23 protein-coding genes are annotated in these 26,294 nt (G+C 54.6%); 6 read left to right on the forward strand and 17 right to left on the reverse strand.

Features of this window, described 5'->3' with window-relative positions; translation table 11 throughout:
* Window positions 1–4: 4 nt before the first annotated feature.
* From OGY18_RS11150 to maeB, 9 genes are all read right to left on the reverse strand, one after another.
* Window positions 5–1,408 carry an aldehyde dehydrogenase family protein gene (locus tag OGY18_RS11150; protein WP_003835050.1) on the reverse strand — a complete coding sequence of 468 codons (1,404 nt, stop codon included), beginning with the start codon at window positions 1,406–1,408 and terminating at the stop codon, window positions 5–7.
* 11 nt (window positions 1,409–1,419) lie between these two features.
* Window positions 1,420–1,707, reverse strand: a complete 288-nt coding sequence (eutN, locus tag OGY18_RS11155) for an ethanolamine utilization microcompartment protein EutN (RefSeq protein WP_003038011.1) — start codon at window positions 1,705–1,707, stop codon at window positions 1,420–1,422.
* Between the two features lie 114 nt (window positions 1,708–1,821).
* Window positions 1,822–2,115: an ethanolamine utilization microcompartment protein EutM gene (gene eutM / locus OGY18_RS11160; protein WP_003835054.1), complete on the reverse strand. Its 294-nt coding sequence runs from the start codon at window positions 2,113–2,115 to the stop codon at window positions 1,822–1,824.
* A 36-nt stretch (window positions 2,116–2,151) separates the two neighbouring features.
* Window positions 2,152–3,168: a phosphate acetyltransferase gene (gene pta, locus OGY18_RS11165; RefSeq protein ID WP_126317590.1), complete on the reverse strand. Its 1,017-nt coding sequence runs from the start codon at window positions 3,166–3,168 to the stop codon at window positions 2,152–2,154.
* Entirely contained in the window at window positions 3,165–3,968 is an 804-nt protein-coding gene (eutT, locus tag OGY18_RS11170; protein WP_148361672.1) for an ethanolamine utilization cob(I)yrinic acid a,c-diamide adenosyltransferase EutT, read from the reverse strand. Before eutT ends, pta begins: the two co-directional genes overlap by 4 nt.
* 9 nt (window positions 3,969–3,977) lie before the next feature.
* On the reverse strand, window positions 3,978–4,691 hold the full coding sequence (gene eutQ / locus OGY18_RS11175; protein ID WP_148361671.1) for an ethanolamine utilization acetate kinase EutQ: 714 nt from the start codon (window positions 4,689–4,691) through the stop codon (window positions 3,978–3,980).
* Window positions 4,669–5,148 (reverse strand): ethanolamine utilization acetate kinase EutP, encoded by a 480-nt coding sequence (gene eutP, locus OGY18_RS11180; RefSeq protein WP_003037998.1) that lies wholly within the window; start codon window positions 5,146–5,148, stop codon window positions 4,669–4,671. The genes eutQ and eutP overlap by 23 nt, the downstream gene beginning before the upstream one ends.
* Before the next feature lie 12 nt (window positions 5,149–5,160).
* Entirely contained in the window at window positions 5,161–5,496 is a 336-nt protein-coding gene (gene eutS, locus OGY18_RS11185; protein WP_003037995.1) for an ethanolamine utilization microcompartment protein EutS, read from the reverse strand.
* Window positions 5,497–5,656: 160 nt separating this feature from the next.
* Entirely contained in the window at window positions 5,657–7,936 is a 2,280-nt protein-coding gene (gene maeB, locus OGY18_RS11190) for an NADP-dependent oxaloacetate-decarboxylating malate dehydrogenase (protein ID WP_003835063.1), read from the reverse strand.
* A 280-nt stretch (window positions 7,937–8,216) separates the two neighbouring features.
* Between maeB and tkt the strand changes: the two genes are divergently transcribed.
* Window positions 8,217–10,211, forward strand: a complete 1,995-nt coding sequence (gene tkt, locus OGY18_RS11195) for a transketolase (RefSeq protein ID WP_286552999.1) — start codon at window positions 8,217–8,219, stop codon at window positions 10,209–10,211.
* Here tkt and OGY18_RS11200 read toward each other — a convergent pair.
* The 3 genes from OGY18_RS11200 to aegA form a co-directional block, all read right to left on the reverse strand.
* Window positions 10,201–11,244, reverse strand: a complete 1,044-nt coding sequence (locus OGY18_RS11200; protein WP_193134292.1) for a DUF1176 domain-containing protein — start codon at window positions 11,242–11,244, stop codon at window positions 10,201–10,203. The two genes, tkt and OGY18_RS11200, sit on opposite strands and share 11 nt — an antisense overlap.
* A gap of 123 nt (window positions 11,245–11,367) precedes the next feature.
* Window positions 11,368–11,943 (reverse strand): GDP-mannose pyrophosphatase NudK, encoded by a 576-nt coding sequence (nudK, locus tag OGY18_RS11205; protein WP_048224974.1) that lies wholly within the window; start codon window positions 11,941–11,943, stop codon window positions 11,368–11,370.
* Between the two features lie 156 nt (window positions 11,944–12,099).
* Window positions 12,100–14,079 (reverse strand): formate-dependent uric acid utilization protein AegA, encoded by a 1,980-nt coding sequence (gene aegA, locus OGY18_RS11210; protein ID WP_286553003.1) that lies wholly within the window; start codon window positions 14,077–14,079, stop codon window positions 12,100–12,102.
* 260 nt (window positions 14,080–14,339) lie between these two features.
* On the opposite strand from aegA, the gene narQ reads away from it, so the two are divergent.
* A complete protein-coding gene (gene narQ / locus OGY18_RS11215; protein WP_126317581.1) occupies window positions 14,340–16,037 on the forward strand; it encodes a nitrate/nitrite two-component system sensor histidine kinase NarQ in 1,698 nt (565 codons plus the stop codon).
* Between the two features lie 184 nt (window positions 16,038–16,221).
* A complete protein-coding gene (gene acrD, locus OGY18_RS11220; RefSeq protein ID WP_286553006.1) occupies window positions 16,222–19,335 on the forward strand; it encodes a multidrug efflux RND transporter permease AcrD in 3,114 nt (1,037 codons plus the stop codon).
* A gap of 75 nt (window positions 19,336–19,410) precedes the next feature.
* On the opposite strand, the gene ypfM is transcribed toward acrD, so the two are convergent.
* On the reverse strand, window positions 19,411–19,470 hold the full coding sequence (gene ypfM / locus OGY18_RS11225) for a protein YpfM (RefSeq protein ID WP_001386977.1): 60 nt from the start codon (window positions 19,468–19,470) through the stop codon (window positions 19,411–19,413).
* Between the two features lie 389 nt (window positions 19,471–19,859).
* Between ypfM and OGY18_RS11230 the strand changes: the two genes are divergently transcribed.
* Genes OGY18_RS11230 through OGY18_RS11240 form a run of 3 tightly spaced genes read left to right on the forward strand, consistent with a single transcriptional unit; the run spans window position 19,860 to window position 21,575 of the window.
* Complete coding sequence (locus OGY18_RS11230; RefSeq protein WP_003835078.1) at window positions 19,860–20,216, forward strand: ArsC family reductase; 357 nt, start codon at window positions 19,860–19,862, stop codon at window positions 20,214–20,216.
* A 3-nt stretch (window positions 20,217–20,219) separates the two neighbouring features.
* Window positions 20,220–21,347, forward strand: a complete 1,128-nt coding sequence (gene dapE, locus OGY18_RS11235; protein ID WP_126317580.1) for a succinyl-diaminopimelate desuccinylase — start codon at window positions 20,220–20,222, stop codon at window positions 21,345–21,347.
* A gap of 27 nt (window positions 21,348–21,374) precedes the next feature.
* Window positions 21,375–21,575 carry a YpfN family protein gene (locus OGY18_RS11240; protein ID WP_003835080.1) on the forward strand — a complete coding sequence of 67 codons (201 nt, stop codon included), beginning with the start codon at window positions 21,375–21,377 and terminating at the stop codon, window positions 21,573–21,575.
* Between the two features lie 103 nt (window positions 21,576–21,678).
* Here the strand turns inward: OGY18_RS11240 and ypfH are convergent, their stop codons facing one another.
* From ypfH to purC, 4 genes are all read right to left on the reverse strand, one after another.
* Window positions 21,679–22,377, reverse strand: a complete 699-nt coding sequence (gene ypfH, locus OGY18_RS11245; RefSeq protein ID WP_003835082.1) for an esterase — start codon at window positions 22,375–22,377, stop codon at window positions 21,679–21,681.
* 73 nt (window positions 22,378–22,450) lie between these two features.
* Window positions 22,451–24,466 (reverse strand): tRNA(Met) cytidine acetyltransferase TmcA, encoded by a 2,016-nt coding sequence (locus OGY18_RS11250; protein ID WP_286553008.1) that lies wholly within the window; start codon window positions 24,464–24,466, stop codon window positions 22,451–22,453.
* A gap of 15 nt (window positions 24,467–24,481) precedes the next feature.
* The gene (gene ypfJ / locus OGY18_RS11255) at window positions 24,482–25,348 is read right to left on the reverse strand and encodes a KPN_02809 family neutral zinc metallopeptidase (RefSeq protein WP_003037967.1); all 867 of its coding nucleotides are present in this window, start codon (window positions 25,346–25,348) and stop codon (window positions 24,482–24,484) included.
* A 128-nt stretch (window positions 25,349–25,476) separates the two neighbouring features.
* Window positions 25,477–26,190 carry a phosphoribosylaminoimidazolesuccinocarboxamide synthase gene (gene purC, locus OGY18_RS11260; protein ID WP_003835086.1) on the reverse strand — a complete coding sequence of 238 codons (714 nt, stop codon included), beginning with the start codon at window positions 26,188–26,190 and terminating at the stop codon, window positions 25,477–25,479.
* Between the last annotated feature and the right edge of the window lie 104 nt (window positions 26,191–26,294).

Genomic DNA, 26,294 nt, shown 5'->3' on the forward strand with positions numbered 1-26,294 from the left:
CTCCTTATACAATTCTGAAGGCGTCTACCAACACACAGCGACGCAGACGCACAAACGTACGCGCACTGGTCACCCCTTCCCCGGTTGGTGTGGTAATGGTCATCGTGGTCCAGCCTTCACCGCCCAGTCCAAGACCGGCAATGCACGGTCCGTTCTTAACGAAGATGCTGGTATCAATGGCGTTTGCCATACGGTTCATATTTTCGATATTGCGTGAGTGCATCGCCGCCGTATGGTGGCAGCCGCCTTCCAGCTTGACCGCCAGTTCAATGGCTTCATCGACGTTGGCAACCCGTACGACTGGCAGCACCGGCATCATCAGTTCGGTAACGGCAAACGGATGCGTCGCTGAGGTTTCGACGAATAACAGACGGGTTTGCTCCGGTACGTTCAGACCAATCGCCGCAGCGATTTTTCCGGCATCGCGCCCGACCCAGTCACGACTGACCGTGCCTTTACCGCGCTCATCGATATTTTTCAGCAGCACCGGCTGCAGCTGTTCGGCCTGAGCCGCGGTCAGTTTCACCGCATGCTGGCTTTCCATCAGACGCATCAGTTCATCAGCGACGCTATCGACCACGATCAGCACTTTTTCGTCGGCGCAGATGATGTTGTTGTCAAACGATGCACCTTTGACTATCGACTGCGCCGCGCGTGCCAGGTCAGCCGTTTCATCAACCACCACTGGCGGATTACCCGCACCAGCGGCAATCAGACGTTTGTTGGTGTGCTTACGCGCGGCGTCCACTACGGCTTCACCACCGGTCACCACCAGCAGGCCGATACCTGGGTACTTGAACAGACGCTGGGCAGTCTCGATATCCGGGTTGGCAACCGTCACCAACAGGTTTGCCGGACCGCCTGCGGCAACCACCGCCTGGTTAAGCAGAGTGATAGCGCGCTGAGAGACTTTTTTCGCCGCCGGATGCGGTGCGAAAACCACGCTGTTACCAGCGGCAATCAGGCTGATGGCGTTGTTAATGACGGTCGCGGCCGGGTTGGTGGATGGGGTTACCGAGGCCACCACGCCCCACGGCGCGTTTTCAATCAGCGTCAGACCGTTATCGCCGGTCAGAACCTGTGGAGACAGGCATTCCACACCCGGCGTGCCGCGCGCCTGCGCCACGTTTTTGGCAAATTTATCTTCGACACGTCCCATGCCGGTTTCAGTGACGGCAAGTTCCGCTAATTCTCTGGCGTGCTTTTCGCCCGCCTCACGTAGAGCCGTGATAGCCAGTTGGCGCATGGCGACGCTTTTCAGCCCCTGCTGGGCTAGTTTTGCTGCCGCCACTGCGTCATCCAGGGAGGCAAAAACGCCCATTTCTTGAACGGCACTGACGGGTTGGCTGCTGTCTTTCATTTTCAGCAGTACCGCTTTCACGACCTGTTCAATATCCTGTTGATTCATGATTTTCTGCCTTATTTATGGAAGATCACCTGACCACCTGCCACCACTTCATCGACAATGCCAATCACGCACAGATCGACAGGCGATGATTCATTCCGGTGCGCCTGACGGGCGGAGCTTCCGCTGACCAGCAGCACCCACTCTCCGGTTCCCGCCCCGATGCTGTCGATAGCAACAGCACATTGCCCGTCGGGATTTCCCTGGGCGTCAATCATTTCCACCATCAGCAACTTGTCGTGCGCGAGCCCCTGATGGCGTACGGTACAAACAATTTGTCCTGTAACGATTGCCAGTTTCATACGCGCCTCCGTGGCATATTTCAGGTAAAACCTCCCCCTACCCTCCGCAGAAGGTAATGTGAAAAGGAGAGAGGGTGACGCCAGCAATGAAGTCTGTGGCGTCACATGGACGACTTACATGTCGTTGCTGTCGCCTTTAAAGCTGATCGGGAACACTTCTTCCAGATCGCCGTGCGGACGTGGGATCACGTGTACTGAAACCAGCTCGCCAATACGCTGTGCAGCCGCTGCACCTGCGTCCGTTGCGGCTTTACATGCCGCTACGTCGCCACGGACCATGGCAGTGACCAGACCGCCACCGATCTGCTTCACGCCAACCAGTTTCACGCGTGCCGCTTTAACCATTGCGTCAGAAGCCTCAATCAGTGCAACCAGGCCCCGGGTTTCAATCATTCCTAATGCTTCCATTGTGTTTTCCTCTCATTAAGGGGTCCAGAACGGGACCTAAACAACCAGTGTGTGCGAGGCGTTTTCACGACTCATGTCAGTCTGGCGCGGCACTGCTGCCACCAACGCCAGTTCGATAATTTCCTGTACGCTACAGCCACGAGAGAGATCATGAAGCGGTGCGGCAAGCCCCTGAATCAACGGACCTACTGCGCGATACCCTCCCAGACGCTGAGCGATTTTGTAGCCAATATTGCCTGCCTCCAGCGATGGGAAGACCATCACATTGGCATTGCCCTTTAACGGGCTGGCGGGCGCTTTTTGCGCAGCGACATCCGGAACAAAGGCGGCATCAAATTGCAGTTCTCCGTCCACGGTAAGCTGCGGGGCACGCTCACGAACGATCTCGGTCGCCTGCTGCACGTTAGCAACGTTAGGATGACGAGCACTGCCATTACTTGAAAACGACAGCATGGCCACGCGCGGCTCTTCACCGGTAATCGCCTGCCATGTCTGTGCGCTGGCAATCGCAATATCCGCCAACTGTGCGGCGGTGGGCTGCGGCACGACGCTGCAATCGGCAAAGCCCAATGACGGCCCAAGGTACTGCGGCAGCATCAGGAAAATTGACGACAGCGTTTTACAGCCAGGCTGTAGCCCGATAATGCGTAATCCGGCACGCAGCACGTTCGCTGTTGATGAAAGATTGCCCGCAATACAGACGTCTGCTTTGCCCGCGCTGACCATTGCGGCGGCAAACATCAGCGGATCGTTGAGTTTTTCCAGCGCATCTGCAGGCGTTTTATCTCCCGCGCGGGCCAGCCAGCGCAGCGCAAATTCTTCGCGCATTGGCAGGTTGCTTTGCGGATCGATAACCTGAATGCCATCCATTGCCACCCGGTGGCTGAGGGCAAACTGGCGCAGCGCAAACGGACTGGCGACGAGAATGGGATGTGCCAGACCGTGCTGATGCAGGTAATTCGCCGCCTTCAGCACCCGGACATCCAGCGCATCCGGGAACACCACCCGTGCCGGTGAGCGTTGGGCGAGTTGACGAGCACGTTCAATGATCATTGCTTCTCCCCCAGTCGCTGTTGAATTTGGTTAACCGTCAGCGGATGCTTCGCAACGCTCAGAATCATCATCACGTAGACCGTACTGGAAAGGCGATTGAGCGCCTGCATAATGTCCGGTCGCATAACCTCAAAACTGCGAGTGATGAACACCTGGGCCGCCACCGTCTCCGTTTCACGGACTTTGGTACGCAGCAAATTAAGCAGCGCGCAATCGCGTCCGTGGCTGGCTTCAGGCACCAGATGGTCGTGATCCAGATAGCGCAGCGGTTGATGCGAAAGACGGTGTAAATCTTCGTCACTTAACCCCACGACAGCTTGTGCTGCCAGCGGCTCATCCATGGCGTCAGCGCGCATAATATTGCCCAGGCGCGAGCGGATATCCGCCAGCCACGGCTGCCACTGTTCTGCCATCTCAATCTGCAACCACACGGCCAGGGCGATGGTGCTGTCCAGCGCGGCGCGAAATCCCAGCCGAGGGTCACTTTTGGCGACCATCTTGTCCGCCGTCAGATGCGTCAGGGTGTCCGGTTTCTTCGCCACCGGTTGATGGCACAGTTCGCAGCTGGCCTGTGGATGCGTATCACTGCTGGTTAATCCATGCACCGGCTGCGGCTGCTGTTCTTCGTCATCAATAAACAGGCTGCCCTGCTCGTCGATAAACTTAATACGCAGATGTCGGCTTTCCAGTAATTCCCGGGCAGACGGCGTCAGGCGAGCGTCAGCGGGGAGATGAATTTCAGCCCCTTCGCTGAGCGTATGATTCGCTCTGAGCCATGCTTCGGTAATGAAATCCTTCATACATCCGCCTTAGCAGGACTGCCAGTTCGCAGGCCAGGCCACATACAGAAACTTCACCGTCGATGGCGTACCAAATTCGATGCTGGAACCTTTCGGGATAAACATTACGTCCCCGGCTTTTGCAATCATGGTTTCGCCTTCGTGGCGAACGTGCAGCTCGCCTTCCAGAATCATGTCGATTTCGTCGTAGTTCAGCGTCCATGGGAAAAAGGCGTTATCCCACTGCATAAACCCGGCGGCCATACTGCTACCGTCCTGGTCGGTCACCAGATCGGTTAAGCCCACGCAGTGCGGCTGCGCGCCGTCAAAACGACCAAACTTCACGCTGCTGCCGTCGATGACTTTGACGCCGCCTTTGCCGGTTACCGAGTTAAAGCTCGGCTGCATTCCGCCCTGTTCCAGCGACTGCTTCTCCTTCATAACTTTGTCCATCAGTTGGGCGACCAGGCTTTCGGTAAACTGCCCTTCCGGTAACTGCGCAATGATGGTTTCGCGAATGCGCTGGCTTTCCGTTTTGCCGTCATCCGCCGCCGCAGGTGCTGCCGTAGACGTTGATACGGCTGCCGGTGCGGATTCATCGCATTCCGTGATAGTGACGCCCAGCAGCGCCGCAACTTCGCGCGCCTCCGGGGTGATGATGCTGGCGCGCAGAACAACCGATACGTCCTGTTCACCGCGTGCGTGGGCCGCACGAATATCGTTAGCTGTGATGAGTTTTTTCACCTGCCCTTTCCTCCTTTTGGCTGAGCTCAGTCAGATAATCCACCAGGTGCTGCACGCTGCGCGGGTCATGGCTATTGAGCTCAAAAATCGGCTCCTGAAACCCCATCCCGCGAAGTAGTTGTCGCGTTGCGGCGACGTCGGCATCCGGCATGTCCGTTTTGCTGATAACGGCGATTTGTCGTTTACTGGCGCCGATATCCAACAGCCCGGCAGGTAAGCGACTTTCTTTATCATTTGCCGCGTGTATATAAATCAACGTATCGACATCCTGCAGCGTAGTAATTAAGGCGTGATACCAGCGCGGATGGCTAAAATATTCCCCTGGCGTATCGATATCGCCATTTTCATTAAACTCCACGGCCTGTGTTTTTCTGGCGAGGGAATAATTCCCCTGTAGCGCATTAAAGAGCGTGGTTTTCCCCGCCCCCACCGTACCGACAAATGCAATACGTTTCATCGCCGCCTCTGATTAACTTTTTGTCAGGTTGCACAAAGTGAAATTTAATAATCGACCCAGACCGCTTACCGTCTGTAATAACGCTTCTTCTACTGCGCCTACCGAACCGTAGATCACCAGTGCGCCGCTGAATCTATCGAGAAAACCGATATGTACATCCGCCGCCTTCATGGCTAAGTCACCGGCAATCATCGCGGTTTCGCCTGGCGTCAGCGTCATGATGCCGATAGCGCCCGCTTCGGGAACGCCGATCTTTTTCGCTAATTCCTCGCCGGGGTGCGCAATGAGATGCGCCAGCGTGACCTGTTTCCCCGGCACAAATTCCTGAATAATGCGTTCTTTTTCCATTGCTCACCGCCTCCGCTAAAACTGCCCTTATCGTGGCAATTTTTTGTCAGAGTAAATAACAAAATTCGGCAACCAGGTTTAAAAGGTGAAGTAGATCACTAAGAAAGGGAAAATAAAAAGGCGCGGGAGAAACCCGCGCCGGAAATAAATTAAAGTGAAATTACAGCGGCTGCGTTTGGGCTTCTACAACCGCCAGCGCCACCATATTAACGATACGACGAACAGAGGCGATCGGCGTTAATACGTGAACAGGTTTCGCAACCCCCATCAGCACCGGGCCAACCGTTACGCCTTCAGAACTGGAAACGCGTAGTAAGTTGTAACTAATACGGGCCGCTTCCATATTTGGCATCACCAGAATATTCGCTGAGCCTTTCAATGGACTGTCCGGCATGCGGTCATTACGGATGCTTTCCACCAGCGCGGCATCGCCGTGCATTTCGCCGTCAATCATCAACTCTGGCGCACGCGCCTTAATCAGCTCCAGCGCGTCGCGCATTTTGCTGGCCGACGGGCAGTTAGAGGAACCAAAGTTGGAGTGCGACAACAACGCCACCTTCGGTTCAATACCAAAGCGGCGCACGGTCTCTGCCGCCATCACAGCGATTTCCGCCAGTTGCTCAGGCGTAGGATCGTCGTTAACGTAAGTATCGGCGATAAAGGTGTTACCGCTTGGCAGCAGCAAGGCGTTCATCGCTCCGGCAGTATGCACGCCGTCGCGATGACCAAACACCTCTTTTACCACGCTGAAGTGCTCATGGTAGTCGCCAATCGTACCGCAGATCATCGCATCCGCTTCGCCGCGCTGTACCATGATTGCGCCGATCACCGTGGTGTTGGCAATCACCGCACGCTGCGCCTGCTCCTGGGTAATCCCACGACGCTTCATAATCTGGTAGTACTCGCTCCAGTACTCTTTAAAGCGCGGATCGGACTCATTGTTGACGATTTCAAAATCGACACCCGCTTTGATCTGCAGACCCAGCTTCTGGATACGCATTTCAATAACGCTCGGACGCCCGATCAGGATCGGTTTTGCCAGCCCTAACGTGATCAGCTCCTGGGTAGCGTGCAGTACGCGCGCTTCTTCCCCTTCGGTCAGCACCACGCGCTTTGGCGCTTTGCGTGCCAGGGAGAAAATCGGCTTCATGAACAGGTTGGTTTTGTAGACGAACTCGGTCAGCTTATCGATGTAAGCGTCAAAGTCGGCAATCGGACGCGTTGCCACGCCGGAGTCCATCGCCGCTTTCGCTACAGCAGGGGCGATTTTGACGATCAGACGCGGGTCGAACGGTTTCGGAATGATGTATTCCGGGCCGAAGCTCAGGTCCTGATCGCCATAAGCAGAGGCCACCACTTCACTCTGCTCGGCATGCGCCAGCTCAGCAATGGCGTGCACCGCCGCCAGTTTCATCTCTTCGTTGATGGCCGTGGCACCAACGTCCAGCGCACCGCGGAAGATGAACGGGAAGCACAGGACGTTGTTAACCTGGTTCGGGTAGTCTGAACGACCGGTACAGATGATGGCGTCGGAACGCACCTCTTTTGCCAGCGGCGGCAGGATTTCCGGCTCCGGGTTGGCGAGTGCCAGAATCATTGGCGCACGCGCCATCTTCTTAACCATTTCCTGCGTCAGCACTTTCGGGCCCGAGCAGCCGAGGAAAATATCTGCGCCGTCAATAACATCATCCAGCGTGCGCTTACCATCATCCACCACCGCGTAAGCCGCTTTGGTTTCCGCCATGTTCGGTTCGCGGTCTTTGTAAATCACGCCTTTGGAGTCACAGACCACAATATTGTGTTTCTGCATACCCAGCGCTACCAGCAGGTTCATACAGGCAATCGCCGCCGCACCTGCACCAGACACCACCATGCGCACGTCAGAGATATTTTTCTCAACCACCCGCAGACCGTTCAGAATTGCGGCAGTACTGATGATTGCCGTACCGTGCTGGTCATCGTGGAAGACCGGAATATTCATGCGTTCGCGCAGTTTTTGCTCAATGTAGAAGCACTCCGGCGCTTTGATATCTTCGAGGTTGATACCGCCAAACGTGGGTTCCAGGGCCGCAACCACATTGATAAATTTATCCGGATCGAGTTCATCGACTTCAATGTCGAACACGTCGATCCCGGCGAATTTCTTAAACAGAACGCCTTTACCTTCCATCACCGGTTTGCCGGCCAACGCGCCAATGTTGCCGAGACCCAGCACCGCTGTGCCGTTGGAAATAACCGCAACCAGGTTGCCGCGCGCGGTGTATTTGTAGGCTGCCAGCGGGTCCTTTTCAATTTCAAGACACGGTGCAGCCACGCCCGGCGAATAGGCCAGCGCCAGGTCGCGCTGCGTTGCCAGAGGCTTGGTTGGAGAAACCTGGATTTTACCGGGTACCGGAAATTCGTGGAAATCGAGGGCGCTTTGTTTTAACTGGTCATCCATCTTGTTGTTCCTTTCACGTATCTATCAAAAAAGTGGCGCGGGTAACCATTCTACTGAGCCGCACATTATCACCTCAGTCAACGGCACAAACTTTGAAGGTCCCCAAACTCTCACCATTCAAAGAAAGAATTTGTTATCAATTTATAACAGCCATGTTACCTGCTTAATCCAGCAATACCATGCTTGTCTGCTATGCTTTTTGCTGACAACGGCCGCAATTTTCCCAAAAGTGTGAATCACAACACGCATCTAACACTTTACTTTTCAAGGAGTATTTCCTATGACCCGTAAAGAGCTTGCCAATGCCATTCGTGCGCTAAGTATGGATGCCGTCCAAAAAGCAAACTCCGGCCACCCTGGAGCACCAATGGGGATGGCCGATATCGCCGAAGTGCTGTGGAACGATTTTCTACGCCATAACCCGGCCGATCCCACCTGGTACGATCGTGACCGGTTTATTCTGTCCAACGGCCACGCCTCAATGCTGCTTTACAGCCTGTTGCATCTTTCCGGTTACGACCTGCCGATCGAAGAATTAAAGAACTTCCGTCAGCTCCATTCGAAAACGCCAGGTCACCCGGAAATTGGCTACACACCGGGCGTGGAAACCACCACCGGACCGCTGGGCCAGGGGTTAGCCAACGCCGTCGGCATGGCCATTGCCGAGCGAACGCTGGCAGCGCAGTTTAACCAGCCAGACCATGAGATTGTTGACCACTTTACCTGGGTCTTTATGGGCGACGGCTGTCTGATGGAGGGTATTTCACACGAGGCTTGTTCGCTGGCGGGCACGTTGGGGCTTGGCAAACTCATCGGCTTCTACGATCACAACGGCATCTCGATTGATGGCGAAACCGACGGCTGGTTTACCGACGATACTGCAAAACGCTTTGAGGCTTATCACTGGCATGTGGTGCACGAGATTGACGGTCATGACCCTGAGGCGGTGAAAAAAGCCATTCAGGAAGCGCAGGCTGTTACCGATAAACCGTCGCTGATTATCTGCCGCACGGTAATTGGTTTTGGCTCACCTAATAAAGCCGGGAAAGAGGAAGCGCACGGCGCTGCGTTGGGCGAAGAAGAGGTGGCGCTGACCCGGCAGAAGCTGGGGTGGCATCATCCTGCTTTTGAGATCCCCAAAGAGATTTACCGGGCGTGGGACGCACGCGAGAAAGGCGAAAAAGCGCAACAGGGCTGGAAGGAGAAATTCGCAGCTTACCAACAAGCCTACCCGGAACTGGCGGCAGAGTTTTCTCGCCGGATGAGCGGTGGACTGCCGAAGGAGTGGGAGGCAACAACCCAGAAATATATTACCGAGCTGCAGGCCAATCCGGCCAAAATCGCCACCCGTAAGGCCTCGCAAAATACCCTTAACGCCTACGGGCCTATACTGCCAGAGCTGCTTGGCGGATCGGCGGATTTGGCCCCCAGCAACCTGACCATCTGGAAAGGCTCCTCCTCTCTTAAAGAGGATCATGCAGGAAACTACATCCACTACGGCGTGCGTGAATTTGGCATGACCGCGATTGCCAACGGTATCGCGCACCACGGGGGCTTCGTACCGTACACCGCTACGTTTCTGATGTTTGTCGAATATGCCCGTAATGCTGCGCGCATGGCGGCGCTGATGAAAGCCCGACAAATCATGGTTTATACCCACGACTCGATTGGTCTGGGGGAAGATGGTCCCACGCACCAGGCCGTTGAACAGCTCGCCAGCCTGCGCCTGACGCCTAATTTCAGCACCTGGCGACCATGCGATCAGGTTGAGGCGGCGGTAGGCTGGAAGCTGGCAGTCGAACGTCACGACGGGCCAACGGCGCTGATCCTCTCGCGGCAGAATCTGGCGCAGGTTGAGCGCACGCCTGAGCAGGTGCAGCAAATTGCCCGCGGCGGCTATGTGCTGAAGGATGGCGGCGGTAAGCCGGATATTATTTTGATTGCTACCGGTTCAGAAATGGAAATTACGCTGCTGGCGGCGGAAAAACTGACCGGCGAAGGTCGTAACGTGCGGGTAGTTTCTCTACCCTCAACCGATATCTTCGACGTCCAGGATGAGGCGTACCGGGAATCGGTCCTGCCGGCAAACGTCAGCGCGCGCGTGGCGGTAGAAGCAGGGATTGCTGACTACTGGTACAAATATGTCGGGCTGAAAGGGGAAATTGTTGGGATGACGGGTTATGGAGAGTCGGCTCCGGCGGACAAGCTGTTCCCGTTCTTCGGCTTTACGGTAGATAACATCGTCGACAAAGCGCACAAGGTGCTTAACGCGTGATCCACAATGTGGGCCAGGCATCTGGCCCATGCCAGTTATCGCAGCTTGGCTCCTGGGCATAGCGCACCAGGCGAAAACGTTGCCCGTCGTAGCGCCAGCGGGTCTGGATACCGCAATCTGCCAACCCTCGTCCTTTAGCGAGGGTAACCAGCTCCCGCGACTTCTCGTCAAACGTCGCGTTGGTCAGCTCCATATCGCGACTTTCCGCCTCCGTTTTAAACGGCAGGCTTAAACGTACCGCGCGTGAAGTCAACGGAGTCGTACGTGAAACCACCCACGCCAGATCGATAGTGTTATACGCCCCGGCCTCACAACTAATCATAAGCAGCGCTTTATCATCCGTTAGGGCCGTGACGCGCATCTCGCGACGCAGCGGATCGATAGAGCAGCGAATACCGTTGATCCGCCAGTTACCATAGTCCAGCAGTTCACTGCGCTCCTGCTGTGTGAGAGGCGTTGGCGTTGGATTAATGACCGCTACACCTTTCAGCGCGGGGGCCGGAGGTACGCTGAGCGGAGGCTCGTCACCTTTTTCAATCCATGCGGTTTCGCTCCCCACCCGTTTTTGCTGGGCGTCGATAAACAACAACGCGGCTTTTAGCCCGACCAACGACAGGTTTTGCGCACCTTTTTGCAGGGTAATCGCCTTCGCGTCCTGTACGGTTTGTAAAAATGCGCTGATGGTGGCGGGATCATCGGTCGTCAGCTGCCAGGGAGTTATGCGCCAGTGCTCGCCGCTCAGCGAGAGTGGCGCACCATCCAACAGCAGACGCGGCGCAATATCGCTCTCTTTGACGCTGGACGATTCCAGCCCGCCCAGCTCAATACGCAACACGGCGTCGGTATGTGCCCCGGCGCTGCGGCTCAAGGTCATGACCAGGCCGTGGTGCTCTCCGGTATTGCGCGCCACGCAAAAATTTTGGTTATTACACGTCACCTGCCAGTCAGAAAACGCCTGTTGCGCGGGCGCAGCCCACAGCAAACGGGCGGGTAGCAGCCCGAGCAGGAAAAGGAGAATAACGCGATAGCGCATGGACGGTACAACCCCGAAGTCAAAACACACAGCCTAAGCGGTATCTTCCTTGCGTGACTGATGTGGCTCAATAAGAATCGTCGGATTGGCCGTAAATTTGTAAAGAAATATAAATTCCGCGCATTAGTCCATGAGATGCGATGACTGCAAATAGTTCAGTAATAGCACCGTTTTACCGTCACGAATCTCACCCGTTTTGATCATTTCCAGCGCCTGTGTGAACGGCAGTTCCAGTACTTCAATATCTTCATCTTCCACGCCGCCGCCGGCATTTGCTCGCTGACTGTCACGGTATTGCGCGATGAAGAAGTGGATTATTTCCGTCACACCGCCCGGCGACATGTATAGCTCAAACAGTTTACGTACTTCACCCACTTCAAAGCCGGTCTCTTCAATCGCCTCTTTTCGAATACATGCTTCCGGTTCGTCGTTATCCAGCAGCCCGGCGCAGGTTTCAATCAGTTGACCGTCTTCGTTACCGTTGACCCATGTCGCAACACGAAACTGGCGGATGAGCACCACCGTCTTCTTCTCCGGGTTATACAGCAGGATTGTGGCGCCGTTGCCACGATCGTAAACCTCACGTTTGTGACGGATCACCTCTCCATTCTTACGGGTCAGGTCATAAGTGATATTGCGCAGGACGAAGTAGTTATCGGAAAGGACTTTATCTTTGATGAGGGTAATTTTTTGCGACATACCGGCTCCACAGCAAGAAGTGAGAAATAATACTACGCTGTGAAACCGGGTTTGTCTTGGAACAATGTAGGCCTGATAAGCAAAGCGCCATCAGGCATTCATGCGGCACATTGCCGGATGGCAACGCTAACGCATTTTATCCGGCCTGCTCGCCGATTAATGAGATTTGACTGATTTTACGCCCAGCCAGTCGACGATCCCCTGGGCGGCGTGCCGCCCTTCCGCCATAGCCGTCACCACCAGGTCTGCACCGCGTACCGCGTCACCACCGGCAAAGATTTTCGGGTTACTGGTTTGATAACGGTATACGCTTTCAACATCGGCGGCAATGCGCCCCCAGTTATCGACCTTAACGCCATGCGACTCCAGCCACGGCATGCCGTGTGGGTGAAATCCAAACGCCATGATCACCGCATCTGCGGGCATAACAAACTCACTCCCGGCGATGGGAACCGGGCGACGACGGCCCTGCGCATCAGGTTCGCCAAGTTGGGTACGTAAGAAACGCACACCGCTGACTCGCCCATCGGCATGCAGCACCAGCTCAACCGGCTGGACGTTAAACTCGAAGTTTGCCCCCTCTTCCCGGGCGTTCTTCACCTCTTTTTTTGAGCCGGGCATGTTGGCTTCATCACGACGATAGGCGCAGGTCACCTGGCTTGCGCCATGACGCAGGGCGGTTCGCACACAGTCCATTGCCGTATCGCCTCCGCCCAGCACAACCACGTTTAGTCCGGCGGTATCGATAAACGGTTCTTCAGGCAGTTCCTCCAGCCCCATCACCTGCTTGGTGTTGGCAATCAGGAACGGCAGCGCATCATACACGCCAGGCGCATCTTCATTTGGCAGGTCCGCCTTCATGGAACGATAGGTTCCTACGCCCACGAACACGGCATCGTAATCCTCCAGCAGCTTTTCAAGCGCGACATCCTTACCCACTTCACAGTTAAGTTCAAAATGAATACCCATGGCGCTGAAGATTTCACGGCGACGCGCCAGCAGCGATTTGTCCAGCTTGAAGGCCGGAATACCGAACGTCAGCAAACCGCCAATTTCAGGATGGCGATCGTAAACGGTGGCGCTGACGCCGCTGCGCGCAAGCACATCCGCACAGGCCAGACCCGCCGGACCCGCACCGATGATGGCAACACGCTTGTCCACTTTCTGCACATGGCTTAAGTCCGGTCGCCATCCTTTACTCAGCGCCCGATCGGAGATGTAACGCTCAATATTACCGATGGTGACTGCGCCATGCTCGCTACGCACCGTGCATGCCCCTTCGCAGAGTCGATCCTGCGGGCAAACGCGTCCGGTCACCTCCGGCAGGCAGTTGGTCTGGTGAGAAAGCTCAACCGCCGCGTCGATATTCCCGGCTTTGACCAGTTCAATCCACTGCGGAATGTGGTTATGCAGTGGACAGGTCCATTCGCAGATACTGTGGTCGCCGCATTTCAGGCAGCGAGAGGCTTCGCGCTCCGCCTGCGCCGTACGAAACGGCAGATAGATCTCTTCAAAGCTGGTTTTCCGGGCCTCAATCGCCAGTTTATCCGGCTCCCCGCGCGCAGGCGTCGCCTGCATTTGCTCACGTTTAGTGATGACATGTGGAACAAAATCGGTAGTGCTGGCATGCCATGGCTGGCTTTCCAGACTTGCGGCACGTAGCCTGCGCGCTTTTGACAGACCGGTAAGCGAATTTTCCGTCACCAGCTGTAACGCCTGCGCCGGACAGTTCTCTACGCAGGCGGGTCCCTGTTCACGCCCCTGGCACAGATCGCATTTGTGCGCGGTAGCTTTCACCTTCCCTTTGGCGACGGGAGTGAGTACGATCTGCATCGTGCCGAAAGGACATGCAACGACGCACGATTTACAGCCAATACACTTTTGCGGGTTCACCTGAACGCTGTCGTTATCATGGCTAATTGCCCCGTTTGGGCAACTTCTGGCGCAGGGTGCATCTTCGCAGTGGTGGCAGGTCACCGCGCTGCGCTGCTGCTGATGCTTAATGACGGTAATTCGAGGCTGAAAATGCCGTTGGCTCAGGACATGCTGTTCGCCATTGTGAGCCATGACGCAGGCGACCTCACAGGCATGGCATCCCAGGCACTGCTGGCTATTGACCATAATAAAACGATTCATGGCTTCCTTCTTTTTTGGTTGCAAAAACCTTATTCTTTATAAGAGTGTTATTAACCGACACGGAAGGAAGCGGCAATGTTCATTTGCCCAGGAAGCACAACTATTTATCCAGAACCTGTGGCAGATCAATTTATTTCATCGCATATGAAATTGTGTTTCAGTTACCATCCAGTTTCATGGCGTTTTATTAACATTTATCAAATACACCGCATCGTTCACGCTGTTTTCAGGCGCGACGTGTATTGTGTGAGGATGCACAAGTGACGGTAAAGCGTCCGGTCTCGGCCAGTCTGGCTAAAGCTTTTTTCTACATAGTGCTGCTGTCAATTCTCTCAACGGGTATTGCGCTGCTCACGCTGACCAGCAGCTTGCGAGATGCCGAAGCCATCAACGTTGCTGGCTCGTTGCGCATGCAAAGCTACCGTCTGGGTTACGATCTACAAAGCCAGAGCCCGCAGCTTAACGCCCACCGCCAGCTTTTCCAGCAGGCGCTAAACTCGCCAGCACTACAGAATCTGAACGCGTGGTATGTGCCACAAGCGGTAAAAAGCCGCTATGGACGACTGCATGCTAACTGGCTGGAAATGAACGCCCGCCTGATCGACGGCGATTTGAAATGGTACCAGGCCAACATCAACAACTACGTCGATCAGATCGATCTCTTCGTGCTGGCGTTGCAGCATTATGCCGAACGCAAAGTGATGCTGGTATTTGGCATCTCGCTGGCGGGCGGGATAGGCATATTCACCCTCGTCTTCTTTACCCTGCGGCGCATTCGCCAGCAGGTGGTGCGTCCGCTGAATAAACTGGTGATGGCCAGTCAGCAAATTGAACACGGTCAGTTTGATATCCCACCGCTGGATACCGGTTTGCCCAATGAACTGGGATTGCTGGGCAAAACGTTTAGCCAGATGTCGAGTGAATTACACAAGCTGTATCGTTCGCTGGAAGCGTCTGTGGCCGAGAAAACTCACGATCTCCACGAAGCCAATCGCCGTCTGGAGGTGTTGTATCAGTGCTCCCAGGCGTTAAATACCAGCCAGATTGACGTGCACTGCTTCCGCCATATTTTACAGATCGTCCGCGAACATGACGCCGCATATTTCCTTGAACTCACCGTCGGTGATAACTGGCGGATTAGCGAAGGGACTAAAAGCCCCGAGCTGCCGATGCAGATCCTGCCGGTCACCATGCAGGAAACCGTCTACGGCGAACTGCACTGGCAAAGTCCAAACGTCAGTGCTTCTACTCCGCTGCTCAACAGCGTCTCCTCGATGCTGGGACGTGGGTTGTACTTCAACCAGGCACAAAAACATTTTCAGCAGCTGTTGTTAATGGAGGAGCGAGCGACGATTGCACGCGAACTGCACGACTCACTGGCGCAGGTGCTCTCTTATTTACGTATTCAGCTCACGCTGCTTAAGCGTTCAATTCCGAAAGATAACGCCCCGGCGCAAAGCATTATGGCGGATTTCTCCCAGGCGCTGAACGATGCCTACCGTCAGCTACGCGAACTGCTCACCACCTTCCGTCTGACCTTACAGCAGGCAGACTTACCCTCCGCCCTGCATGAAATGTTGGAAACGCTGCAAAATCAAACCTCAGCTAAACTCACACTCGACTGTCGGTTACCCACGCTAGCGTTGGATGCTCAAATGCAGGTGCATCTGTTGCAGATCATCCGTGAAGCGGTGCTGAACGCCATTAAACATGCGAGTGCGAGCGAAATTGCCGTCAGCTGCGTAACGGCTCCGGACGGCAACCACACGGTTTATATCCGCGATAACGGCATCGGCATTGGCGAGCCGCATGAGCCTACAGGGCACTATGGACTCAATATTATGCGTGAACGGGCGGAAAGACTGAGCGGCACGTTGACCTTCTCTCAACCTTCCGGAGGGGGAACGTTGGTGAGCATCAGTTTCCGTTCGGCGGAATCAGACAGTGAGCTAACGTAAAGAACCGCAAAGCGCCGTCGAGTCTGGATCCAGGCCTGACGGCGTTGGCACGAAAGGTATGCTGTAAACGGGCATGATAATTTACATTATCTTCTTTTTTTCTCCACGTTTGACCCGTACCTTCCCGCTAAAGTGAAGCAAGCCATACCCATAACGATACGCAGAAACACGAGGTCCTCTTTTAATGGCGAATTTTTTCATCGATCGCCCCATTTTTGCCTGGGTGTTAGCTATCCTGTTGTGCCTGACAGGAGCCCTGGCTATTTTTTCACTGCCCGTTGAGCAATATCCCGATCTGGCACCGCCAAACGTGCGGGTCACCGCCAACTATCCCGGCGCTTCGGCTCAGACTCTGGAAAACACCGTCACCCAGGTTATCGAGCAGAACATGACCGGTCTCGATAACCTGATGTACATGTCATCGCAGAGCAGCGGGACAGGTCAGGCGACGGTTACGTTGAGCTTCGTTGCCGGAACCGATCCTGACGAGGCCGTCCAGCAGGTGCAAAACCAGCTGCAATCGGCAATGCGTAAACTGCCGCAGGCGGTACAGGATCAGGGGGTCACGGTGCGTAAGACCGGGGACACCAATATTCTGACTATCGCCTTTGTCTCCACCGATGGCTCAATGGATAAGCAGGACATCGCCGACTATGTCGCCAGTAACATTCAGGATCCGCTTAGCCGTATTAACGGCGTGGGAGATATTGACGCTTACGGCTCACAGTACTCCATGCGGATCTGGCTTGACCCGGCCAAACTGAACAGTTTCCAGATGACCGCTAAAGATGTGACCGACGCTATCGAGTCACAGAATGCGCAGATTGCCGTCGGACAACTTGGCGGTACGCCTTCGGTGGACAAGCAGGCGCTGAACGCGACGATCAACGCCCAGTCGCTACTACAGACTCCGGATGAATTCCGCGCCATTACGCTACGCGTCAACCAGGATGGCTCAGAAGTTAAACTGGGCGATGTGGCGACGGTCGAAATGGGCGCAGAGAAATATGACTATCTCAGCCGCTTTAATGGAAATCCGGCCTCCGGCCTGGGCGTGAAGCTGGCCTCCGGCGCCAATGAAATGGCGACGGCGGAGCTGGTTATCAACCGTCTGAACGAGCTGTCGCAATATTTTCCACACGGGCTGGAATATAAGGTGGCATATGAAACCACCTCCTTTGTCAAAGCCTCAATCATCGACGTGGTAAAAACCCTGCTGGAAGCGATCGCGCTGGTATTCCTCGTGATGTACCTGTTCCTGCAAAACTTCCGCGCCACGCTGATTCCCACCATCGCCGTTCCCGTCGTCCTGATGGGTACCTTCTCCGTGCTTTACGCCTTTGGCTATAGCGTTAATACCTTGACGATGTTTGCGATGGTGCTGGCGATCGGCCTGCTGGTCGATGACGCCATTGTGGTAGTGGAAAACGTCGAGCGTATTATGAGTGAGGAAGGACTCTCTCCGCGGGAAGCGACACGGAAATCGATGGGGCAAATCCAGGGTGCGCTGGTCGGTATCGCCATGGTGCTGTCAGCGGTGTTTATCCCGATGGCCTTCTTCGGCGGCACTACCGGGGCTATTTACCGACAGTTCTCGATTACTATCGTCTCCGCTATGGTGCTGTCTGTTCTGGTGGCGATGATCCTGACCCCCGCTCTGTGCGCCACCCTGCTCAAACCGCTGCATAAGGGCGAGCATCACGGACAAACCGGTTTCTTCGGCTGGTTTAACCGGATGTTTAATCGCAACGCCGAGCGCTACGAAAAAGGCGTTGCCAGAATTCTGCACCGCAGTCTGCGCTGGATACTGATCTACGGCCTGCTGCTCGGCGGGATGGTTTTCCTGTTCCTGCGCCTGCCAACCTCCTTCCTGCCGCTGGAAGACCGCGGCATGTTTACCACCTCGGTACAGTTGCCCAGCGGCTCCACGCAGCAGCAAACATTGAAAGTGGTTGAGGAAGTGGAGAAGTATTACTTCACCCATGAGAAAGACAACATTATGTCAGTCTTTTCCACTGTCGGTTCTGGCCCTGGCGGGAACGGTCAAAACGTGGCGCGTATGTTTGTCCGCTTAAAAGACTGGGATGAGCGCGACACCACTACCGGAACCTCTTTCGCCATCATCGAACGTGCGACCAAAGCCTTTAATAAGATTAAAGAAGCCCGCGTCTTCGCCAGCAGCCCTCCGGCTATCAGCGGTCTCGGAAGCTCTGCCGGTTTCGATATGGAGCTGCAGGATCACGCCGGTGCGGGCCATGATGCGTTAATGGCCGCGCGCGACAAACTCATTGAGTTGGCCGGGAAAGACACCTCCCTGACCCGCGTTCGTCATAACGGTCTGGACGACAGCCCGCAGTTGCAAATTGATATCGATCAGCGCAAAGCCCAGGCGCTGGGCGTTTCCATCGACGACATCAACGACACATTGCAAACGGTCTGGGGTTCCAGCTACGTCAATGACTTTATGGACCGGGGCCGTGTGAAGAAGGTTTACGTGCAGGCGGCAGCAAAATATCGCATGCTCCCGGACGACATCAACCTGTGGTACGTACGCAATAACAACGGTGGCATGGTGCCTTTCTCGGCCTTTGCGACTTCACGCTGGGAAACCGGTTCACCACGTCTGGAGCGCTATAACGGCTACTCCGCGGTCGAGATTGTCGGCGAAGCCGCGCCGGGCGTCAGTACCGGTACGGCAATGGACATAATGGAATCGTTGGTGCGCCAGTTGCCGACCGGGTTCGGCCTCGAATGGACGGCGATGTCCTATCAGGAACGGCTGTCGGGTTCTCAGGCCCCCGCCCTGTACGCCATTTCTCTGCTGGTCGTGTTCCTGTGTCTGGCGGCCCTGTATGAAAGCTGGTCGGTACCCTTCTCCGTCATGCTGGTCGTGCCATTGGGGGTTATTGGCGCGCTACTGGCGACCTGGATGCGCGGCCTGGAAAACGACGTTTATTTCCAGGTCGGGTTACTTACCGTTATCGGGCTATCGGCGAAGAACGCAATATTGATTGTTGAATTCGCCAATGAGATGAACGAGAAAGGACACGATCTGCTCGACGCCACGCTCCATGCTTGTCGCCAACGTTTACGCCCAATCCTGATGACCTCACTGGCGTTTATCTTCGGGGTGCTGCCGATGACCATCAGCAGTGGCGCTGGTTCTGGCGGTCAACATGCGGTGGGGACTGGCGTAATGGGCGGGATGATTTCAGCCACAATTCTGGCGATTTACTTCGTTCCCCTGTTCTTTGTGCTGGTGCGCAGACGCTTCCCATTGAAGCCACGCCCAGAATAATCGCGCACAAAAAAGGCGACTTACGTTGAGTCGCCTTTTTTTATCCTTTACAGGATATGAATTTCTTCCAGAAAATTATTTACGAAGCATCACTTCGATAAAGTCTTTCCAGTTCCCCAGTTCACGTTCAATCATAACAACCTCTCTTATTATTATGGGCATTCTACGAAATCATCATCATTAAAAGAAGGCAATTTAACCGATGGTTGCGATTGATTCCTCCAGTGTTTGGGGTTTATGTGATCACTATGCGCTATACCCATAAATTTTATGTGACTTACTGCAATATTTTGAAATATTCATACATCATCTACTACTTTTGCAATTCTGATGGAAAAACAGGCTGATGCAAACAGGCAGATTCTGATTTTTAGTTATACGGTATTTTTTGGAGCTTTCAGGAATCATTATTCACTGTTGTTCAACAATGTTATATTTTTCTATAACGATTGAATGACAATATGTATTATTCATTGCCACAGAATAAAAGAATAAATATTCAAATTACGTCAATAAGGATTCAAATGATCACCCTCTACGGCATTAAGAATTGCGACACGATTAAAAAAGCCAGACGCTGGTTGGAGGCTCAAGGTATTGACTACCGATTTCATGATTATCGCGTCGACGGTCTGGACAACACGCTATTACAGTCCTTTATCAGCGAATTAGGTTGGGAGGCGCTGCTCAATACGCGTGGAACCACCTGGCGTAAACTCGATGAATCCACGCGCAGTCAAATCACCGATGCGGCTTCCGCCGCCGCGTTGATGATTGAAATGCCAGCAATTATCAAACGCCCATTGCTCTGCGCGCCGGGTAAGCCTATGCTGCTTGGTTTCAGTGAATCCAGTTATACTCTGTTTTTTAATGAGGTGTAGTCTATGTCGTGCCCGGTCATTGAGCTGACACAGCAGCTTATTCGCCGTCCTTCCCTGAGCCCGGATGATGCCGGGTGCCAGGCGTTAATGATTGAACGCCTGCGCGCGGTAGGTTTTACCGTTGAGCGTATGGATTTTGGTGACACACAGAATTTTTGGGCATGGCGCGGTAAAGGTGAGACCCTGGCATTTGCCGGTCACACTGACGTAGTGCCTGTCGGCGATGTCGATCGTTGGATTAACCCGCCGTTCGAGCCGACCATTCGCGATGGTATGTTGTTCGGGCGTGGCGCTGCCGATATGAAAGGTTCACTGGCGGCGATGGTCGTGGCCGCAGAGCGTTTTGTCGCCCAGCATCCAAATCATCAGGGTCGTCTGGCATTTTTGATAACGTCTGACGAAGAAGCCAGCGCCAAAAACGGCACCGTGAAGGTGGTTGAAGCGCTGATGGCGCGTAATGAACGACTGGATTATTGCCTGGTGGGTGAGCCATCCAGCACGGAAATCGTTGGCGACGTGGTGAAAAATGGACGTCGTGGTTCACTGACCTGCAACCTGACCATTCACGGCGTGCAGGGCCACGTAGCCTATCCGCATCTGGCCGATAACCCGGTACACCGCGCGGCCCCCATGCTCAACGAACTGGTGGCGATCGAGTGGGATCAGGGTAACGAATTCTTCCCGGCGACCAGCATGCAGATTGCCAATATCCAGGCTGGAACCGGCAGCAACAACGTTATCCCTGGAGAACTGTTTATCCAGTTCAACTTCCGTTTCAGCACTGAGCTGACCGATGAGATGATTAAAGCACGGGTTCACGCGCTGCTGGAGAAACATCAGCTGCGTTATACCGTCGACTGGTGGCTTTCCGGTCAGCCGTTCCTGACCGAACGCGGTAAACTGGTGGATGCAGTGGTGAACGCCATTGAGCACTATAATGAGATTAAACCGCAGTTACTGACTACAGGCGGGACGTCCGACGGGCGTTTTATTGCCCGCATGGGGGCGCAGGTAGTAGAACTTGGGCCGGTCAACGCCACTATTCATAAAATTAATGAATGTGTTAATGCCGCCGACCTGCAGCTGCTTGCCCGTATGTATCAACGTATCATGGAGCAACTCGTCGCCTGATGAGTGTTCCTGTAAGAGGAAATGAGCATGGACTGGCTGGCAAAATATTGGTGGATTCTGGTGTTGGTGTTTCTGGTAGGCGTGCTGCTGAACGTGATTAAAGATCTCAAGCGCGTCGATCACAAGAAATTTCTTGCCAACAAGCCGGAGCTTCCCCCGCATCGTGACTTTAACGATAAATGGGATGACGACGACGATTGGCCGAATAAGGACCAACCGAAGAAATAATTAATAGGCAGATAAGTCCCGTAGGCCCGGTAAGCGTTAGCGCCACCGGGCATTACGTGCCGGATGGCAACGCTTCGCGTTTTATCCGGCCTACGGTGATCAATCAGATCATGGCAATCACATCATCATCGTGAGGCTTACCGCCGCTCAGCGCTTCATCAAAGTAGTGCTTCGGTACGGTAAAACGCAGATGATCGAGCGCAAACTGCATGCTGCGTTCATCAATGGCGTGCCCCAGATTTTCGACGATATCCAGCGTCACGTCTCCACCAGCGCGCATTAACGCTTCCTGCGCGGCAACGGCATGAGATAACTCAATTACCCGGTCTTCACCACCGTGAATCAAATGCACCGTCGTCGCGGTGGTTGCAGCCTCTGGCAAGGTGGCATAGCGGCCATTGAAGGCGATGACCCGCGATGCCAGCCCCGGCTCAGCTTTGATGCTCTCAAGTGACATAATCGCCCCCTGAGAAAAGCCAATCAGCGCGGTTGCCTGCGGCGAAACGCCGCTGTGCTTCTGCCAGTAACGCACGGTTTCGATAAACACCGGCATTATGGCGTCAACGCGTGCCTGACGACTCTCTTCTGTTACGCCCTGCACCGAAAACCACTGACGTCCGGACGTCGTCCCGTAAGGCTCTGCCCCGCCAATGCTAACGATTAGCGCATCCGGAAACAGCGGCGCAAACCAGGTGCCAATTTCACCCATGGCAACCGGATTATCGCCGACGCCATGAAACAGCAGCAGTAGCTGTTGAGCGGGTTTATCGGGACTTTGAACAACAAAATGGTCATGTTTCATGGCGTTCTCCTTAGCTGATGAGAATCATTCTACGCCGCTTAACCGCAATGACCATGCCAGGAAATTGAAGAAGTTAGTGAAAAAATTGCCATTGCATAATGCGATTATGTAGCCGCTGTTCACGCTCTGCATCCAGCTGATTTAATGCCTGCGCCGCTTCGGCGCGCTGAATGACCAGCAACGCTTTACGACCAGAAATCTTGAGCTGTTGGCACAATTCGGCGTCGCTACGTTTAGCCTGGATGCGTCCGCGCAAAGCAGGAAGAGGTAACTCACTGTGCTCAAGCAGACGACTCAGACAGCCTAGCGACGTCAATAATGGCCGATGAGCGAAGGCAAACCCGGCCAGCTCAGCCCAGTCATCCTCATTAAGCGTAGCCTCTTTCAGAGGGACTAGCGGAATGTTCTCACCGTTCCATCGCGCAAGGATTTCCGCATCACGACGCAAATGCTGGTGCTCCCGCTCAGCAAGGCGTTTCCCCGCTTCGCTAATGGGAAGTAACGCCATGGCGGTATAACAGCCGCTGCTGGCTTCCCGATGATTTCCCATTCGCACCAGCACAAAACCGCAACGTTGCCAGAAACGCCATAGTTCAGCCGTATACCCAAAACTGACCGACAGATAGTCACACGATGTGGAATAGCGGTGGGCCAGCATAATCAGCTGTTGCCCAATACCTTCTTTTTGGCGCGCAGGATGAACCGCAATTCGACTGACCCGTCTCCCGACGAGCGTCGCCGCCAACGGGTCACCACCGTGCGCCGCCAGCGACTGTGCAACCAGATTGCCCCTTGGTCGGCGATATCCGGCCCAGACTGCCTGGCTTAATTCTGCGGATAGTCCCCCTTCATCGACCAGCCAGACGGCTCCCGCCACTGAGTCAGCGGTTGATGCCTGAAGAAAATGCTGTCCAGGCGCGTCCATCATTCGCCGCAGGTCCAATGGCGAGGTGCGATAATGCGCTCCGGAAAGCAGCTGATATACCGCTAACGGCAGCGCTGGGTTAGCATGCCAGGACTGTTGCTCAAATGCCGAAAAGTGAAGTTCCCCCAATGGGGCATGTGTGAATGTTTCATCATCAAACACCAGCGCATCGCTGACGATTTGCTCCAGCGGACACCCCTGCGCCCAGCGCACGGGTTGTTGCAACTCATAGCGTTGAAGATTGGGGAAGCGGGCACAGAATTTCAGCAAGAAGCCTCTCCCCGTTCCCTCGTAGCCTTGTACTGTAGTGGTTAACAGCGTACGAGGAAAACGCGCCACCAGTTGGTGCAGCAGCGGCGCGGGGATCGCGGCGGCTTCATCCACAATCAGCCAGTCTGCGGTTGCAGAACTGCTTAACAGCGCATCCGGGGCCATAAAGCGGTAACGCTCCCCGGCAAATTGCGCCAGCACATCCGTTGCCGCTTTGGCAGGCGCTGTCACAATCGCAGTGCCGTTAATCCGCGCTATGAGTTGCCCTGCCAGAGCAGATTTGCCCCGACCCCGTGCGGCCGTCACCGCAACCACACCGGGAGGCATAGCCAGCAAATGATTTAATATCATCGCCTGTTCTGGTTGGGGTTCGCCGGTTGCCGCGTGCCAGGCTGCGCGAGCAGGAAAGTGCGGACAGGAAACCGGCTGATGCTGCTGCCAGTGCAGAGCCTGTCTATCGAGGGAAATCACCCGTTTGATGTGTTCAACAAAGTGCGGTGTAGGGATGGGTTCCGCACAATCACTCCAGCGTAGTGAATCCGCGTCCGGATGCGTGTGCCAGGAATGCCAGGGTGGGGTCAGCAAAACCAGCCAACTGCCGGCAAGTAGTGTGCCGCTTAAGGCGGCAAATGCCGCAGCATCAAAACCATGCCTGGCGTCAAAAATCGCATGACGAAACTCGCGCCCTAATAATGTTTGTAGCGCCTGCGGCGTACAGCACGGCTCGGTAGGGGCTTGCTCCCCTACCCACAGCCAGTCGCCGAGTAACATGCTGCGTAGCGCTAATGCCTGTTCCTGACACCAGTTATCCTCGCCGCTGATAATCAGCAGACGACGGATCCCTTCGAGGGTCATTTGTTCGGTTAACGTGCTCAGCGCCGTGTTATCGGACATCCCTGCCTCAGTATCTTAAATACCTTTACCAAAGGTATTACATTGCCCCGGATCGCCGCTATCAAAACCGCGTTTGAACCAGGTAAAACGCTGTTCAGAGGTTCCGTGAGTAAAGCTGTCCGGCACGACGCGTCCTTGTCCCTGCTGTTGCAGACGATCGTCACCAATGGCCTGTGCGGCGTTCAGTGCCTCTTCCAGGTCACCAGACTCCAGTACGCCCTGCTGCTGCATGCTGTGGCCCCAGACACCGGCAAAGCAGTCTGCCTGCAGTTCCATTCGAACGGAAAGACGGTTCACTTCTGCCTGTGAGGCATTCTGCTGCATCTGACGAACTTTAGGTTCAATGCCCAGCAGTTTCTGCACGTGGTGACCCACTTCATGGGCGATAACATAGCCCTGAGCAAAATCACCATCAGCGCCCAGCTTGTTTTTCATGTCGTCATAGAATGAAAGGTCGATGTAAACCGTACCATCTGCCGGGCAATAAAACGGCCCCATCACGGACTGACCCGCGCCGCAGCCGGTACGCGTCGCGCCCCGGTACATCACCAGTTTCGGCTGTTGGTAGGTGCGGCCCATTTTTTCAAACTGCTGTCCCCAGGTGTCTTCTGTGGTAGCCAGAATCACCGAGGTAAATTTTGCCGCTTCATCATCGTTTGGGCTGATGGAGCGTGATGATTGCTGTTGGGAGACCGGCTGGCCAGTCATTAGCCCGGTGAGATCCACGCCATAATAACCTGCGACAAGCACCACAATCAGCAGAATGATGCCGCCTTTACCACTGGGCAGACGAAAACCAGGCCCACCCATAGAGGGGCCGCCGCCAGAGCTGTTTCGTCTGTCTTCCACGTTGTCACTTTCACGACGCCCTTGCCAGCGCATAATCACCTCAACTTTTTATTCATTATGATGATGATCGTAGGCGGTTCGGAACAGGATTACCATAAGAAATAGTAATCAAATCAGGTGGGGTTAATGAGCCGGAGAGCGATCGCCGGCTCAGGGGAAGATTAGTCTAACTTCACACCCAGGCGATGCGCGACGGCTTCATAGGCTTCGATCAGGCCGCCCAGACTCTGGCGGAAGCGATCTTTGTCCATTTTATCCAGCGTTTCTTTGTCCCACAGGCGGCTACCGTCCGGTGAGAATTCATCACCCAGGACCACTTCACCTTTATACAAACCAAACTCAAGTTTGAAGTCGACCAGAATCAGACCAGCATCATCAAACATCTTTTTCAGCACGTCGTTAGCTTTGTAGGTCAGCTCTTTCATACGTGCCAGATTCTCTTTGCTCACCCAACCAAAAGTTTCGCAATAGGAATCGTTAATCATTGGATCGTGCATAGCATCGTTTTTCAGGAACAGATCAAACAGCGGCGGATTCAGTTCAATACCTTCCTCAACGCCTAAACGCTTAACCAGAGAGCCTGCCGCGCGGTTACGTACCACACATTCAACCGGTACCATCTCCAGTTTTTTCACCAGACATTCGGTATCAGAAAGCAGTCGCTCCATCTGGGTAGGAATACCCGCTTCTTGCAGTTTAGTCATAATGAAATGGTTGAATTTGTTGTTCACCATACCTTTACGGTCAAACTGTTCAATGCGCGCGCCATCCCCTGCTGACGTATCATTGCGGAATTCGAGCACCAACAGGTCCGGGTTTTCCGTGCTGTATACGGTCTTCGCTTTACCACGATACAACTCAGCTTGCTTTTGCATCTTTATTACTCCTGGGTGTGAATTAACGATAAATATTGCGTTTTTCTGCCGACGCACACGTTTGCGTATCATATCAGAAAAAAAGGGCTGGAGTTATCCAGCCC

Origin of the sequence: Citrobacter sp. Cpo142, assembly GCF_030332425.1 — a bacterium.
GTDB classification, from domain to species: domain Bacteria; phylum Pseudomonadota; class Gammaproteobacteria; order Enterobacterales; family Enterobacteriaceae; genus Citrobacter; species Citrobacter portucalensis.